The following is a 14,173-nucleotide window of genomic DNA, read 5'->3' on the forward strand; positions in this document are numbered from 1 at the left end:
CGGATTACCGTACCCTTTCTCCGTTCTTAATACAGCCGCCGGGGAGCCGGGAACAGCACCTGATCGAGGCTGAAGCGGCCGGGGCCGATAAAGGCCAGCCCCAGAAACAGAAAGGACGATTCGAGCGCGTGCGAATAGCCGCTGAAGTCGTCGCCCTTGCTCAGGTGCATCACGGTGGCCATTACCATGGTGCCGAGCAGCAGCGCGCAGGTCCAGCGGAAGAACAGGCCCACCGCCAGCAGCTGCCCACCAATGGCCTCGGCAAAAGCAGCCAGAAAACCCCAGAAAACGGGGGCGAAATTGAGTCCCACCAGCTTCATCACGCCCCCGATTTCGGCCCACGCCGCCGGGCCGCCCGTGAGCTTGGGGTAGCCGTGTACCGTAAACATAAAGCCAATACCCACGCGCAGCAGCAGCAGGCCCAAATCGTGCGTGCGGTAACGATTTTCAAACAAAGCCATAAGCAGGTGACCGGGTGGGCCAGGGCAGAGAGTAGGACAAAAACGGCCCGCCACAAGGGCCAGGACGTATATAGGGGTGGCAAAATACATTATTTGTAGCATTGTCCAAGTAGCGGCGCTGCCAGAGGGGCAGTGGCTACAGTTCAGGCGGTTGCGGTGTGGGGGCCGGGCAGCAGGGGCCGGGCTGCAAAACATCCGGGCGCGGAGGGGCGTTAAGAACACGCCTGCCGGGCAGGGTGTACCTTCGCCCGGCAATTCCATCTTGTCCTCCTAAGCCTGATTACTGTGTCAACTTCCGCCCCTGCCAAGCCGCTTATTCTCATCTCCAACGACGACGGTATTACGGCCCCCGGCATTGCCATGCTCGTGCGCGTAATGCGCCGGCTGGGCGAAGTAGTGGTGGTAGCCCCCAACTCGCCCCAGTCGGGTATGGGCCATGCCATTACCATCGGTAAGCCGCTGCGCCTCGACCCCAGCCGCATTTTTGAGGGCATTGAGGCCTATGAGTGCAGCGGCACGCCCGCCGACTGCGTAAAGCTGGCCAAGCACCATGTGCTCAAAGACCGGCGCCCCGATCTGGTGGTGTCGGGCATCAACCACGGCTCCAACTCGGCCGTGAATGTGCTGTACTCGGGTACTATGTCGGCGGCCATTGAGGCGGCTATTGAGGGGCTGCCGGCCATCGGGTTTTCGCTCTGCGACTACGGCCACGAGGCCGATTTCTCGCACGCCGAAGAGTGGGTGGAGCGACTGGCCCGGCAGGCACTGGAGCACGGTATTCCGGCCGGTACGGCCCTGAACGTGAACATTCCCAAGAAATCGGATCAGCCCATTGCCGGGGCCATGGTTTGCCGACAGGCCCGGGCCAAGTGGCAGGAAGAGTTTGACCTGCGCCACGACCCCTACAAGCGGCCCTACTACTGGCTCATCGGTTCGTTTGTAAACGAGGACCCCGGCCAGGATACCGACGAGTACGCGCTGGCCAACAACTACATTTCCATCGTGCCCTGCCAGTACGACCTGACTTCACAGGCTGGGTTGCGGCAGCTGCAGCAAAGCTGGGAGCTGTCGGTGCCCGGCTCGGCTACCTCGTCGGCGCCGGCAGTGCCGCTGCACGCCGCTGGCAGTGCCACGCCCGCTCCCGGCGAATCGGCGAGCGGTCTGGGATAAGGACAAGCGGCTAAGGGAGTTGTCTGGGGGCGAAACGGAGGCCGGGTTGGCGGCGCTGAGGCAACAAACCGCTCGGCTGCCTGCCAACTGCGTATGTTAAGGCCCGATTGCGCCGCCTATTCATCTATTTCTCCATGCTTTCCGGCCCTGCCTCCCCGCCGCTTTTCGTTAGCATCATCATTCCCACTTTCAACGAAAGCGGCCATATCGGCCGGCTGCTGGCCCATCTGCACACCATTTGCGGGCCCGATGCTGCCGTGGAACTAGTGGTGGCCGACGGTGGCAGCACCGATGGTACAGCTGCCGAGGCCGCCATCCACGGGGCCCGGGTGCTAAACTGCCCGCGCCGGGGCCGGGCCGCCCAGCTCAACCATGGGGCCGCCCACGCCACCGGGCAGCTGCTGTATTTTCTGCACGCCGACTCGCTGCCGCCCGCCACGCTGCTACCCGATTTGCGGGCCGCCGTGGCCGCCGGGGCCGCCGCCGGCTGCTACCGTCTGCGCTTCGATGAGCCGCACTGGTTTCTGCGGGCCAACGCTTGGTTTACGCGCTTCAATTTCAACGGTATCCGCTACGGCGACCAGAGCCTGTTTGTGCAGCGGGCCGCATTCGAGCGGGCCGGTGGCTACCGCGAGCAGCTGCAGCTACTCGAAGACCAGGAAATTGTGGGTCGGCTGCGGCGGCAGGGCCCATTTCGGGTGCTGTCGGGCTACATCATTACCTCGGCCCGCAGGTATCGGCGCAACGGCATTTACCGCCTGCAGGGCGTGTTTGCGCTACTCACCGCGCTGTTCTGGCTCGGCGTGCCGCAGCCCCGGCTGGCGCAGCTGTACAAGTGGCTGGTGCGGGCCTGAAAGGGAATACGGGCATCGTAGACAGCAGCCAAAGCGGAATGGTATAGCCAATACAAGCGCCCCCTAAGCCGCCCCAGCTACCGCAGATGCGCGCTCAGCTCCGAGACCGTGCGGATACCCAATTGCTCGGCCTGCTGCCGGCGCATAAGCAGGGCATAGGTGTTATTGAAACCCAACGGCGCCAGCCACTCCAGGTTGTAGCGGCGGCGGTACTCGCGGCGCACGTAGGCCAGCACGGCCACCGGGTCGGGGCCCAGCGAGTCGAGCACGGCCGGCGGTGGCTGAAGTACCACCAGCAGCCCGGTGCCCGTGTATTCGGGGTAGAGGTCGATGGCGCCGGTACGCAGGGCATCGGCGCAGATGCTGGTGCCGCCCAGGCCTGTTTTAGCCTCCACCCGCAGGTTGGTGTAGCCTTTGATGAGGGCCGCATACATTTCGGCCAGAATGTACTGCTCCCCAAAAATCTTGGATCCCAGCCGGATAACCGCCCCGGTGGCGGGCTGCGGAGCGCGCCACAGCCCCCGGCGGCGCAGGAAATCGTGGGCCACGGCCCGGGGTGTTTCGTGGCGAATATCCACCCGGTAGTTCAGCTCCGTCATCACCGAATCGGAGAGCTGGCCGGCAAGGCGAGCCAGGGCAGGGGCCAGCTCGGGGTGGGCTTCCAAGGCCTGCCGACGCACCACGGGCACGGCCTGGTAGGGCGGAAAGGCATGCTGGTCGTCGCGCAGTACCCGTAGGTCGTAGGCCCGGATGCGGCCGTCGGTCGAGTAGCCGTCAATCAGGTCCACGTCGCCGCTGCGCACAGCCTCGTACACCAGCGCCGGGGCCAGCACCACCGAAGATGGGTTGAGGCCATAAAGCTGGCGCAAGCCTGGCAACCCATCAGCTCGGCCCACAAATTCGGGGCTGAAACCGGCCAGTAGCTTGCTGGCGGCGCGGGGCAGCAGGTACAGCCCCGCCAGCAGGGGCAGGGCCAGCAGCAGCGCCCGCCCGGCCCACAGCCGCCGACCGCGCAGGTGCTGCAGTCCGGCCAGCGCCCCATCAAACAGCAAGGCCAGTGCGGCAGCCGGAATAGCGCCGGCCAGAATCATGGCCGGGTTGTTCAGGGCAATGCCGCCAAAAATGAATTCGCCCAGGCCGCCCGCTGCCACATAGGCCGCCAGCGTGGCCACGCCCACATTTATCACGGCCGCCGTGCGGATGCCGGCCAGCAGCACCGGCAAAGCCAGCGGCAGCTCTACCCGGCGCAGCACCTGTCCGTCGGTGAGGCCCAGGCCGCGGGCGGCATCCACCACGGCGCCATCTACGCCCTGTATGCCCGCCAGCGTGTTGCGCACAATGGGCAGCAGCGAGTACAGAAACAGGGCCACAATGGCCGGCCCCGGCCCGATACCCAGCACCGGAATCAGAAAGCCCAGCAAAGCAATGCTCGGGATGGTCTGGAGTACGCCGGCCCCGCCCAGCACCCAGGGCGCCAGCCGTGGCCGGCGCGTGAGCAGCAGCCCCAGCGGCACGCCCACCACCACGCCCGCCAGCAGCGAAGCGGCAGTAAGCCCAATGTGCTGCAGGGTTTGCTGGCCCAGTTTATCGGCCTGCGCCTGCCAGAAGGCAAATAGTTCGGTCAGGATGTTCACGGTGAAATACAGAAAATGTGCCGCCCGAAGAACGTGGCAAGGGCGGAGCTTGCCCCCGCCCGCCAATGAATAAAATCGTTGAGATTGCGCGAACGGCGGGCGGGAATAAGTCCTGCCCCTACACGTTCTTCAGGCGCCGTAGGGCCCGCCCGAAGGCGGCCATGAGCGTGGCATTCGTGAGAGGTCGGAGGGTGCTTTTCGACACCTGTACCCACACCGTAGGCTCGCCGGAAACCGGGGCAGGGGTGTGGCTAAACTTCTCCAGGGTATCATGTATTGATGCTGTAGATGGGATGATGTTACTTTCTGATTGTGTGGTACTTGGTGTTTGAAAGTCATTGGCGTCCGGCAACTCGTCCAGCACGTCGGCCAGCCGCAGAACCCGGAGTTGCAGGGCCAGCTGATCGGCTCCAAAAAAGCGGCGCACGAAGTTGTTGGCGGGGCGCAGCAGCAGCTCGCGGGGAGGCCCCAGCTGCTGCACCTGGCCGGCATCGAGCAGCAGAATCTGGTCGGCCAGCTCGAAGGCCTCGGCCACGTCGTGGGTTACGAGCACCATTGTTTTGCGGCGCAGCTCGGGTAGCTCCCGGAACTCGCGCCGGATACTGGCCCGCGTGATGGGGTCGAGGGCACCGAAGGGTTCATCGAGCAGAATAATGGGCGGGTCGGCGGCCAGGGCCCGGGCCAGGCCCACGCGCTGCTGCTGGCCCCCCGAAAGCTGGTGGGGGTACTGGTGGGCAAACTGCTCGGGTGGCAGGTGCAGGCGGCGCAGCAGCTCCTCGGTGCGGGCGGCTACGGCGGCCGGGGCGTGGCCCAGTAGCTGCGGCACCACCGCCACATTCTCGGCCACCGTGTAGTGCGGCAGCAGCCCCACCTGCTGAATAACGTAGCCCATGCCCCGGCGCAGTAGCTCGGGCGGCTGGCTCCGGGCATCGTGCCCGTCAACCAGCACCACGCCGGCATCGGGCTCCACGAGGCGGTTGAGCATCCGCAGCAGCGTGGTTTTGCCGCAGCCGCTGGGCCCCAGCAGCACCAGCGTCTGGCCCGCTTCCACCCCGAACGACACGTCCTGCACCGCCGCGCGGCTTCCGTAGTGCTTGGTCAGGTTGCGGGCTTCGAGGGCGGGCATAGCGGCAGGGGTAAGGCGCTGAAAGGTAAGGCAGGAAAAAGCAGCGGGCCGGGCCGGGCCAGAAATTTCCGCTGCCCGTGCTGCAATTTTGGGAAGCTAGCCAGGCACTCCAAAATTGTCCGGTTCCGAATCTGGCTTAGCTTTGAGCAAACAATTATTGGCGGTCTATGCCCGGGCAAACGGGTGCGGCCGCCAGCACCCTCCGGCTGCCCAACCGGATTTAATAGCTCTTTTACTATGATACAACTGTCTGTCCGTCGGCTCCTGTTTTGTTTCGGCCTGCTGCTGGCGCTGGCCGCCTGCGTGCGTAAAGCAACGCCCACCGAGGCTGCCATCGGGCCCGTAACCCGGGTGTACATTGTGCGCCACGCCGAAAAAGACCTCACGCCCGGCCTCCCCGACCCACCCCTGACGGCCGAAGGGCAGACCCGGGCGCAGGCGCTGGCCGCTGCCATTCCGCGCCAGACGCGCCTGAGCGCCGTTTTTAGCACCAACACGGCCCGTACGCGCACTACGGCCCAGCCCCTGGCCGCTGCCCGCGCCCTGCCGGTGCTGCTCTACGATGCCCGCGACCTGCCCGCGCTGGCTGCCCGGCTGCGGCGCGACTACCCCAACCAGAACGTGCTGGTAGTGGGCCACTCCAACACCATCCTCGAAACCGTGGATGCCCTGGGCGCTGCCCGGCCCGTGCCCCTCATCCCCGACGAAGCCTACGACTACCTGCTGGAAGTGCGCCTGCCGACCGATGCCGCCCGGCCCGCCACGGCCGTAGCGCACCATTACGGCGTGCGAAGCCACTAAGCCGGCCCGCAGCGCTGCAACCCGACGGCCCGCTTACGCTTCTATTACCCCTCTACCGGTTTGTTTTCCTCCCTTTTCTCTCCTCCATGATGCTACCTGCCCTCCGTCGCCATGCTCTTGCGCTGGCGCTGCTGTTGCCTGCCGTTCCGCTGGCCTCCCAGGCCCAAACCCCCACCGCCACCGACTCAGTTAACATCCGCCGCATCTATGATGAGGCCCTGGCCCGGGGGCAGAGCTACGAGAACCTGCGCTACCTCACCGGCCAGATTGGTGCCCGGCTCAGCGGCTCGCCTCAGGCCGCGCAGGCCGTGCAATGGGGCCAGGCAACTTTGGAAAAGCTGGGCCTCGACCGCGTGTATCTGCAGGAGGTGATGGTGCCGCATTGGGTACGCGGCAAGCCCGAAAAGGCCACTATCAGGGCCGATAAGGGCAAAGGGGTGAGCCTGAACGTAGTTGCACTGGGTGGCTCGGTGGGCACGGGCGGCAAGCTGCGCGCCGGCGTGATAGAAGTGCAGAGTCTGGCCGAGCTGGCCGCCCTGCCCGAAGCGCAGGTGAAGGGGAAATTCGTGTTCTTCAACCGCCCCATGAACCCGCTGTATATAGAAACCGGCCAGGCCTACGGCGAAGCCGGCGACCAGCGCCGCTCCGGAGCGGTGGCCGCCGCCAAGCGCGGGGCCGTGGGCGCGCTGGTGCGCAGCCTCACGCTGGCCCAAGACGACCTGCCCCACACCGGCACCATGAGCTACCAGGAAGGCGTAGCCAAGGTGCCTGCCGCTGCCCTCAGCACCAAAGGTGCCGATGAGCTGAGCCAGTTGCTCAAGGCCGACTCCAACCTGAGCGTGGAGCTGGAAATGAGCTGCCAGACCCTGCCCGACGTGAAAAGCTACAACGTCATCGGCGAGATAAAAGGCACCAAGTATCCCGAGCAGATTATCACCGTAGGCGGCCACCTCGACTCCTGGGACCTGGGGCAGGGTGCCCACGACGACGGGACGGGTTGCGTGCAAAGCATGGAGGCCCTGCGCCTGCTGAAGGCCACCGGCCTGCTCCCCGAGCGCACCGTGCGGGCCGTGCTGTTCATGAACGAGGAAAACGGCAACCGTGGCGGCATTAAATACGCCGAAATAGCCAAGGCTAACAAGGAAAACCACCTGGCCGCTATGGAGTCCGACGGTGGCGGCTTTACGCCCCGAGGCTTCAACATTGATGCCGCGCCGGCCGTAGTGCGCAAAATTGAAGTCTGGCAGCCCCTGTTTGCACCCTATGGCAGCGGCCAGTTTTCCCAGGGCCACGCCGGCACCGATATCGGCCCGCTGAAGGGCCAGGTGAAAGCCCTGGTTGGCTACGACTGCGACTCGCAGCGCTACTTCGATATCCACCACACCGCCGCCGATACCTTTGATAAGGTAAACCGCCGCGAGCTGGAGCTGGGTGGGGCCAGCATGGCCTCACTTATATATCTGCTAAGCAAATACGGGCTGTAGCGTCTCGCCTGTCGGTCAGGAAATATGCCGCAACAAAAATGCCCGACTGCCATTGGCAGCCGGGCATTTTTGAGTTTACGCTGGTCAAAGGTGTTATTCGGCGGCGGCGTTTTTGCGCGGACGGCCTGGGCCTTTGCCGGTGCCGCTGGCGGCGCGTGGCTTACGCTCCTTCTTTTCAATCTTGTAATCAGGATCCAGCATAGCATTCATTTCTTCCATCAGGTTGTTGATTTTAGAAGCCTGCTTGCGGATACGGGTCAAAAGCGCATGATTATCTTCGGCGCTGTTGAGAATTTCCTGGAGCTTATTGAGGTCGTTGGTTGCCATTGGGGAAATAACTTGGTTGAGAAATTTTGAAGTTGCAAAATTGCCTGTTTATTTTTATTTCACAAGTAGTTTTGCGCTTGGAATAATTCCGATACGTGAAAAATAATAAAATGTCTGATCAGGTAGATAAATAAAGTGCCGCTATAAAAGCAGGTANNTACCTGCTTTTATAGCGGCACTGGCTCTGCAAGCTGGCTTATTTGATGCTGACAGCTGTAATTTTATTTTCCAAAGCACGCCAACTAAGTGGGTTGCCTTATCGATAAAACCACGTGGCTAGTAGTGGGTTAGTTCTGCTCCAGAATCTGGAACAGCTCGTCGAGCTTGGGCGTCAAAATAATTTCGGTGCGACGGTTAAGGGCCTTGTTGGCGGGGGTATCGTTGGCTGCAACGGGCACAAACTGTGCCCGGCCCGAAGGCGTTACCTGCGAATCTGAAAGGCCCGATTCAGTGAGGATACGCGTGATTTCGGTTGCCCGTAACACGCTCAAATCCCAGTTGTCTTTCGCCCCGTTTACCACGCCGCGCACCGGCACGTTGTCGGTGTGGCCTTCCACCAGTACGTTCACGTCCTGGTTGCCTTTTAAGGCGGCCGCCAGTTTCTTGAGGGCTTCCTGCCCTTTAGGGTCTACTTTGGTCGAGCCCGACTTAAAGAGCAGCTGCTCGGAAAGCGACACGTACACTTTGCCGTTTTTTACATTCACCTGCAAATCCTGCGCATTGAAACCGAGCAGCGCGTCGCCCACTTTCTGGCGCAACGCCTTTACGGCGGCTTCCTTCTGGTCGAGCACGCGCTGCATTTCGGCAATGCGCTCTTCCTTAGTTCGTAAATCAGTGGAAAGCTGCGAATTTTCCTGCTGAGCTCCGCTCAGGCTTTGGTTGAGCTGATTTACCTGCTGATTTTTAGAAAGCAGATTGCTGCGCAACGATTCTTCATTGCGCGCCTTCTCATTTTCGAGGGCCGTTTTTTCTACCTGCAGCTGGTCGCGGGCCTGGGCGGCCTCCTGAAACGAGCGTTGTGCAGCATCAAATTTTTTCTGCGATACGCAGCTGGCCGAGCCAACAAGCAGGGCAGCACCGCACAGCACTTTGGGTAAAACGGAAGAGAAGTACATACGAAGAGGAGAAATGAAAAACAGGAAATGACTGGCCAAAAGCGCCGCAAAAATTAATTTGGAGCAGCTACACCGCTACAACGGTTCAACCCGGGGGCTGGTTGCCAGCTGGCGCGCTGGTGGGGCTTCACCAAATGAGCCTTTATTGTACCTTCGAAGCTGAAACAGGTTTTAGAAAACAACAATTGCGGTTTCGTAAACATCTGATTTTGTGGCTGGGGTTGCTGGCCGCGCTGCCGGCCGCCGCGCAGCGCCCGGTGCCTACTGTGGCTGCGCCTGCGGCCCGCTACTGGGTTGCGTTCCGCGATAAAGCGGGCCAGACGCTGCAACCCGCCACCTATTTCGACCCGGCTGCCCAGGCGCGCCGCCGCCGCCAGCACCTGCCCGCCGCCGACAGCACCGATTTCCCGGTGCGCCCCGATTATCTGGCCCGGGTGCGGGCCCTCACCGATTCCGTCACGCTTGTCAGCCGCTGGTTTAATGCCGTGGCTTGCCGGGCCACCGCTGCCCAGGCCGCCCATATACGGCAGCTGCCCGGCGTGCGCAGCGTGGAGGCCTGGCCCGAGCGCCCCCTGCTGCCTGCCAGAATTCAACGCCGGCAACCCGCTGCTGTGCCACCGGCCGATTTGCCCGCGCCTCTCTCGCCCGCATCTCTCTCGCCCGCACCTCTTTCGCCCGCCGATTTGGCGCTGGCCCGCCGGCAAACGGCCGTGCTCGGGGCTGCCGGGTTCCGGCAGGCGGGGCAGCAGGGGCAGGGGCTGCGTATTGCCGTGTTCGATGTAGGTTTCCGTGCCACCGATACGCATCCGGCCTTCGCCCACCTGTACCGCCGCCGGGCCATAGCGACCACCTACGATTTCCTGCGCCGCACGCCCGATGTGTACCGGGGCGGCAGCCACGGCACCGAGGTGCTCTCGTGCCTGGCCGGCCAGCTGCCCGACAGCACGTTCCTGGGCCTGGCGCCGGCCGCCGAATTCCTGCTGGCCCGCACCGAGCAGCAGGGTAGCGAGCGGTATGCCGAGGAAGAAGCCTGGCTGGCCGCCGCCGAATGGGCCGACCGGAACGGAGCCGACATTATTAACTCCTCGCTGGGCTACACCGACCGCCGCTACTTTCCCGAGCAGATGAACGGGCGTACCAGCCTGGTAGCCCGCGCCGCCGCCATGGCCGTGCGCAAGGGCATACTGGTGGTGAATGCGGCCGGCAACGCCGGCGACGACCCCAGCTGGCGCACCATTGGTACGCCTGCCGATGCCGACTCGGTGCTGACCGTGGGCGGCCTCGACCCCGACACGTTTCTGCATCTGCCTTTCAGTAGCTACGGGCCCGCAATGGGCGGGCGGCTCAAGCCCAATGTGGCCGCTTTCGGGGTGGCCATAACAGCCGTGCCGGGTGGCTTCGAACGGGTCGAAGGCACCTCGTTTGCCAGTCCGTTGGTGGCAGGCTTTGCGGCTTGTGCCTGGCAGCAGCAGCGCGAGTTGCCGGTTATGGCGCTGTTTACCCGGCTGCAGCAGGCCGGGCAGCTTTATCCCTATTTCGACTATGCCCACGGCTACGGCCTGCCCCGGGCAGCTGCTTTTAGGGCTGCCGGCCAGCCGGCGGTGCTGCCAGATTCCACTTTCGATTTTATGGTTGCTGACTCGGCCGTCAGTGTCATCATCCGGCCCGAGGCGGCTGTTGTGCCTGCTTATTCGCTGCCGTTGCAGGCCACCGTTGAGCCCATGACCGATGCGCTGACAGCCGAACCTACTGCCACACCACCGGCCCCGCTGTACTGGCAGCTGCGCGATGCCGGCGGCTTTATTACGCGCTACGAGGTGCTGGAGGTAAGCCAGCGGGCCATACTGCGGGTGCTGCTGCGACAAATACCAGCCGGCGGTATGCTGCGGGTTCATTACCGGGGCTACACGGCCAGTTTTAACGCTTTATGAGAAGCCCCAGCCCAACTATGCCACTGTTGCTGGCTCTGCTGCTACTAGCGGTTTGGCCCCGCCCGGCAACTGCCCAGCGGGTGTTGCTGCGCGCCGACCCCGCCACCGATACCATTCCCAGACGCTATGGCCCCAACCGGAACTTCTACCAGCACCTGTACCTCGGCTACACCGCTGTAGTGGGCGCGGCCGACGGGCCCGGCGCCCCGCTGCGCTACCCCCAGTCGGGCGAGGTATTTGCCGGGCTGCGCAACAAGTGGCGCATAACGGGGGCTACAGCGGCCGGGCTGGACGCCCGCTTTGCCTATCTGCGCTACCAGCTGCGGCAAAGCAGCACCAAGCAGGTACCCACAGCCCAGCCGCACTACCGCGAATCGTTGGGCCTGACGCAGCTGCAGCTCGAACCCTTTATCCGGCTGAGTTTTGGGCGGCGCGGCAACGTAATAGGGCACTACCTTGACGTGAGCGGCTGGGGCAGCTGGGCGCTGAGCAGCAACCACAGCTACGAAGACCGGCCCGGGCAGGGGCAGGGCGCCCGGACACTGGTACGCGAGGTGCGCCCGGCTTACCTGCGCCGCTGGAGCTGGGGCCTGGGTGCGCGGCTGGGTACCGGCCGCTATGCGCTGGCCGGCCGCTACCGGCTTGCCAATACATTCAGTTCTCTGGCACCGGCTAGCTACCCCGAGTTGCCCCGCTGGCTGTTAGGGTTAGAAATAGGCGTATTCTGAAATCCAACCAAAAAAAGCTCCCCAAAACAGTCTGTCGACGAGCAGATTTCGTAAACAAGCAAAAATTTGGTCCTGCAGCTACGCAAGCGCAGGGGTGGAGTGCCTAATAATCAATTGATCTGGGCATCCTAAAAATTGGTCGAATGCGGGGAAATCCCGAACTTTCGGGGCTGGGGCCATTGTAAAGGCTGTCTGGCTGAATTGTTGCTGCGTCTGTTTACTCATGAAAAAACTATTAATCCCTGTTGTCGGAGCCGTTTGCCTGCTTCAGCTGTCGTCTTGCCTGAATACGGAGCGTGAAGTAGCTACCTCCCGCAACACCGACCGCCAGTTCACGCCTGGCCTGGAGGCCAACCGCGGCCGGGTGAGCGAGCGTACCGTTTTGCGCACCGTAACCGCCAGCCATAATTTCTCCTCGACTAAGAGCAAAGACTCGTTTGTGCTACAGTTGCGCGGACCTAAAATTGCTACGTCGCGGGCTTACTTTATCATCCTTAGTAGCACCGGCGATACGCTGCGCCAGGAGGTGATGCCCGCCACCGCCCTCATCCGCGACCAGGACATGACCGATCCGCAGACGGCCACCGTACGCGACAAGGAAATTGCTATCCTGCAGGGCATGAACAGCTTTTTCCGCGACGACCGGTTTGTGCAACCGGCTGTACCTAAGTCGGCTGTTCAACCCGAAAACGTAGATGCCCAGTCGTGGTCGTCGGTGAAAGCCGATAGCCGGGCTATTGGCTTCGACTATCCCGCAGCCGATGGCCGGGAGCGGCGCCTGGCCTTCTCCAAGTCTCTGAAACGTGCGGTAGTTATTGCCGAGTAAGCTAGGGCCAAGAGCTTCTTAGCGGCCTGCCCATAACGCCTGTCCGTGCGGGTAAATAACTGCTACAGAGCAAGCTGCTGACGCTGCTATAAGTAGCAAGTGCTCCTTCATTTTACAATAAAGCGCCGCCGGAGCTATTCCGGCGGCGCTTTATTGTAAAATGAAAGGGTTATAATCTGAGAATTGGCGACTGTTTGCCAGATTGCTTTAACACAGGACAGCATCGGTCCAGATAGTCCGTTAGCAACTACGCGCTTCGCAACTAACTATGGCGTTGGGGAGGTGCGGCCCGAATGGAGCACAACTACATGAAGGCCAAATGAAGCGCCGGAAAAAGCAGTTGCAACATAGCCTAACTCCTTATCCGGCCTTCACCCAGCCGGTGCGGCCATTGGCCTGGCGCACGAGGCGGTAGCCCCCAAACTCGCCCAGCACGGCCACGGCAGTTTGGGCCGGCAGGGCCGCCACAGCTGGCGCGCCGGGCAGCGGGAAGGAGCGTAGTTCGGCTTCGGTTGCCAGCTTTTCCCGGCGCAGCGGCACGGCAGTCCGTACGGCCGGGGCGGGCACGAAACCACTGCCCCCGCCGGGCAGCTGCACCCGCAGCCAGCCCGGCACGCTGCCCAGCACCAGCAGCGGAACGGTAGGCGCGGCGGTGCGGCCGGCCAGGCCCGTTGCGGTAGTGGCCGGCGTGGGCCGCAACTGGAGCCGCGGAGCGCGGGCCCGCACGTACTGGCCCAACTCAGCAGGTACTTTTTTCGGTGCTGCAGATGGCGCATCGGCCTTGCGCACAAAGGGTAGCGGATCGAGGGCGCCACTGCGGTACACGCCGAAGTGCAGGTGGGGTGGCGTAGTACGGGCATTGCCCGTATTGCCTACCAGCCCCAGCGTATCGCCGATGCGTACGCGCTGGCCGGGCTGTACCAGCTGCTTATCGAGGTGGGCATAATACAGGTGGGCATTGAAATCGGCAGTGGAAAGCCACACCACCCGGCCACCCAGCGGTGTTTCGTTTACCCGCGTAACAATGCCGGCGGCAGCGGCCACGGCGGGCGTACCACGGGGTGCAAAAATATCGACGCCCTCGTGGCGGCGGGCCCCACCATCGCGCCCCGCACCCCAGAACGAGCCAATGGCCTTATCGGACTTGCCCTGCACCGGGAAGCTGAGGGTGGGCTCGCGCCGGATGCTGAGCGTGTAGCGCCCCCCGCGCAGCAGCTCGGGCTGCACCCGCAGCAGGTGCTGGCGGTCGGCCTCCACCACGTAGCGAAACGAGAGGCTGGTTGTGTCGGCGGCCATCAGATGCCGGGGCGCGGGCTGGTCGGGGCTTAGCTCGAACGCGTCGAGAAACACGCGAGGCGCGCTGGTGCCGGGCGCCAGCGTGAGGCTGACCTGGATGGCCTCACCCGCCCGCACGCCATAGCGCAAGCCCAGCGCCACGGCCCGGTCGGTGGGGAAAAAGCCCGACTCCTGGTAGGGTAGCTTCACGGTGAGCGAGTCGCGCAGGGCCTGGTCGGCGGCCCGGAGCCAGTCGCGGCCCAGAGCCGTTTCGGCGAGGCCCGACTGTTGCAGGCGGCGGGCGTAGGTTTCGTGGGGCGTGGTTTGCTGAAAGAGGCCGCGCAGGGTTTGGTTCTGGCTGCAGGCGCTTAAAAGCGTAAGTACTAACAGAAATGGCAGGGCGCGAAGGCGGTGCAGCATGAAGCGAGTGGGGAGAAGAGA

13 protein-coding genes are annotated in these 14,173 nt (G+C 63.3%); 7 read left to right on the top strand and 6 right to left on the bottom strand.

Translation table 11 applies throughout. The features are described 5' to 3' along the window. Positions 1–26: 26 nt before the first annotated feature. Positions 27–461 carry a DoxX family protein gene (locus J7E24_RS11410; RefSeq protein ID WP_215138205.1) on the bottom strand — a complete coding sequence of 145 codons (435 nt, stop codon included), beginning with the start codon at positions 459–461 and terminating at the stop codon, positions 27–29. 285 nt (positions 462–746) lie between these two features. Between J7E24_RS11410 and surE the strand changes: the two genes are divergently transcribed. Both surE and J7E24_RS11420 read left to right on the top strand, forming a co-directional pair. Then, positions 747–1,631, top strand: a complete 885-nt coding sequence (gene surE / locus J7E24_RS11415; RefSeq protein WP_215138208.1) for a 5'/3'-nucleotidase SurE — start codon at positions 747–749, stop codon at positions 1,629–1,631. Positions 1,632–1,765: 134 nt separating this feature from the next. Further along, positions 1,766–2,485 (top strand): TIGR04283 family arsenosugar biosynthesis glycosyltransferase, encoded by a 720-nt coding sequence (locus tag J7E24_RS11420; protein WP_215138210.1) that lies wholly within the window; start codon positions 1,766–1,768, stop codon positions 2,483–2,485. A gap of 77 nt (positions 2,486–2,562) precedes the next feature. On the opposite strand, the gene J7E24_RS11425 is transcribed toward J7E24_RS11420, so the two are convergent. Both J7E24_RS11425 and J7E24_RS11430 read right to left on the bottom strand, forming a co-directional pair. Then, positions 2,563–4,119 carry an ABC transporter permease/substrate-binding protein gene (locus tag J7E24_RS11425; protein ID WP_317195654.1) on the bottom strand — a complete coding sequence of 519 codons (1,557 nt, stop codon included), beginning with the start codon at positions 4,117–4,119 and terminating at the stop codon, positions 2,563–2,565. A 118-nt stretch (positions 4,120–4,237) separates the two neighbouring features. Further along, positions 4,238–5,245, bottom strand: coding sequence for an ABC transporter ATP-binding protein (locus J7E24_RS11430; RefSeq protein WP_215138213.1), 1,008 nt, complete (start codon positions 5,243–5,245; stop codon positions 4,238–4,240). Between the two features lie 237 nt (positions 5,246–5,482). On the opposite strand from J7E24_RS11430, the gene J7E24_RS11435 reads away from it, so the two are divergent. Continuing rightward, entirely contained in the window at positions 5,483–6,046 is a 564-nt protein-coding gene (locus J7E24_RS11435) for a phosphoglycerate mutase family protein (RefSeq protein WP_215138215.1), read from the top strand. 86 nt (positions 6,047–6,132) lie between these two features. Further along, the gene (locus J7E24_RS11440) at positions 6,133–7,530 is read left to right on the top strand and encodes a M20/M25/M40 family metallo-hydrolase (protein ID WP_251047155.1); all 1,398 of its coding nucleotides are present in this window, start codon (positions 6,133–6,135) and stop codon (positions 7,528–7,530) included. Between the two features lie 93 nt (positions 7,531–7,623). Here the strand turns inward: J7E24_RS11440 and J7E24_RS11445 are convergent, their stop codons facing one another. Together J7E24_RS11445 and J7E24_RS11450 are read right to left on the bottom strand one after the other, a co-directional pair. After that, complete coding sequence (locus tag J7E24_RS11445) at positions 7,624–7,857, bottom strand: hypothetical protein (RefSeq protein WP_215138217.1); 234 nt, start codon at positions 7,855–7,857, stop codon at positions 7,624–7,626. A 287-nt stretch (positions 7,858–8,144) separates the two neighbouring features. Beyond that, on the bottom strand, positions 8,145–8,972 hold the full coding sequence (locus J7E24_RS11450; RefSeq protein ID WP_215138219.1) for an OmpA family protein: 828 nt from the start codon (positions 8,970–8,972) through the stop codon (positions 8,145–8,147). A gap of 185 nt (positions 8,973–9,157) precedes the next feature. Here J7E24_RS11450 and J7E24_RS11455 point away from each other — a divergent pair, with 185 nt between their 5' ends. From J7E24_RS11455 to J7E24_RS11465, 3 genes are all read left to right on the top strand, one after another. Continuing rightward, positions 9,158–10,903, top strand: a complete 1,746-nt coding sequence (locus tag J7E24_RS11455) for a S8 family serine peptidase (protein ID WP_215138221.1) — start codon at positions 9,158–9,160, stop codon at positions 10,901–10,903. Further along, positions 10,900–11,631 (top strand): hypothetical protein, encoded by a 732-nt coding sequence (locus J7E24_RS11460; RefSeq protein ID WP_215138222.1) that lies wholly within the window; start codon positions 10,900–10,902, stop codon positions 11,629–11,631. Before J7E24_RS11455 ends, J7E24_RS11460 begins: the two co-directional genes overlap by 4 nt. A 223-nt stretch (positions 11,632–11,854) precedes the next feature. Beyond that, the gene (locus J7E24_RS11465; RefSeq protein ID WP_215138224.1) at positions 11,855–12,457 is read left to right on the top strand and encodes a hypothetical protein; all 603 of its coding nucleotides are present in this window, start codon (positions 11,855–11,857) and stop codon (positions 12,455–12,457) included. A 360-nt stretch (positions 12,458–12,817) separates the two neighbouring features. Here the strand turns inward: J7E24_RS11465 and J7E24_RS11470 are convergent, their stop codons facing one another. Continuing rightward, positions 12,818–14,152, bottom strand: a complete 1,335-nt coding sequence (locus J7E24_RS11470) for a M23 family metallopeptidase (protein ID WP_215138226.1) — start codon at positions 14,150–14,152, stop codon at positions 12,818–12,820. Between the last annotated feature and the right edge of the window lie 21 nt (positions 14,153–14,173).

Source organism: Hymenobacter sp. ISL-91 (genome assembly GCF_018613725.1).
In the GTDB taxonomy this organism is placed as follows: Bacteria; Bacteroidota; Bacteroidia; order Cytophagales; family Hymenobacteraceae; genus Hymenobacter.

Bases quoted from the DNA above. Each gene is read 5' to 3' on its own strand.
- J7E24_RS11410 (WP_215138205.1), bottom strand. From the start codon at position 461: ATGGCTTTGTTTGAAAATCGTTACCGCACGCACGATTTGGGCCTGCTG.
- J7E24_RS11420 (WP_215138210.1), top strand. From the start codon at position 1,766: ATGCTTTCCGGCCCTGCCTCCCCGCCGCTTTTCGTTAGCATCATCATT.
- J7E24_RS11430 (WP_215138213.1), bottom strand. From the start codon at position 5,245: ATGCCCGCCCTCGAAGCCCGCAACCTGACCAAGCACTACGGAAGCCGC.
- J7E24_RS11435 (WP_215138215.1), top strand. From the start codon at position 5,483: ATGATACAACTGTCTGTCCGTCGGCTCCTGTTTTGTTTCGGCCTGCTG.
- J7E24_RS11440 (WP_251047155.1), top strand. From the start codon at position 6,133: ATGATGCTACCTGCCCTCCGTCGCCATGCTCTTGCGCTGGCGCTGCTG.
- J7E24_RS11445 (WP_215138217.1), bottom strand. From the start codon at position 7,857: ATGGCAACCAACGACCTCAATAAGCTCCAGGAAATTCTCAACAGCGCC.
- J7E24_RS11450 (WP_215138219.1), bottom strand. From the start codon at position 8,972: ATGTACTTCTCTTCCGTTTTACCCAAAGTGCTGTGCGGTGCTGCCCTG.
- J7E24_RS11460 (WP_215138222.1), top strand. From the start codon at position 10,900: ATGAGAAGCCCCAGCCCAACTATGCCACTGTTGCTGGCTCTGCTGCTA.
- J7E24_RS11465 (WP_215138224.1), top strand. From the start codon at position 11,855: ATGAAAAAACTATTAATCCCTGTTGTCGGAGCCGTTTGCCTGCTTCAG.
- J7E24_RS11470 (WP_215138226.1), bottom strand. From the start codon at position 14,152: ATGCTGCACCGCCTTCGCGCCCTGCCATTTCTGTTAGTACTTACGCTT.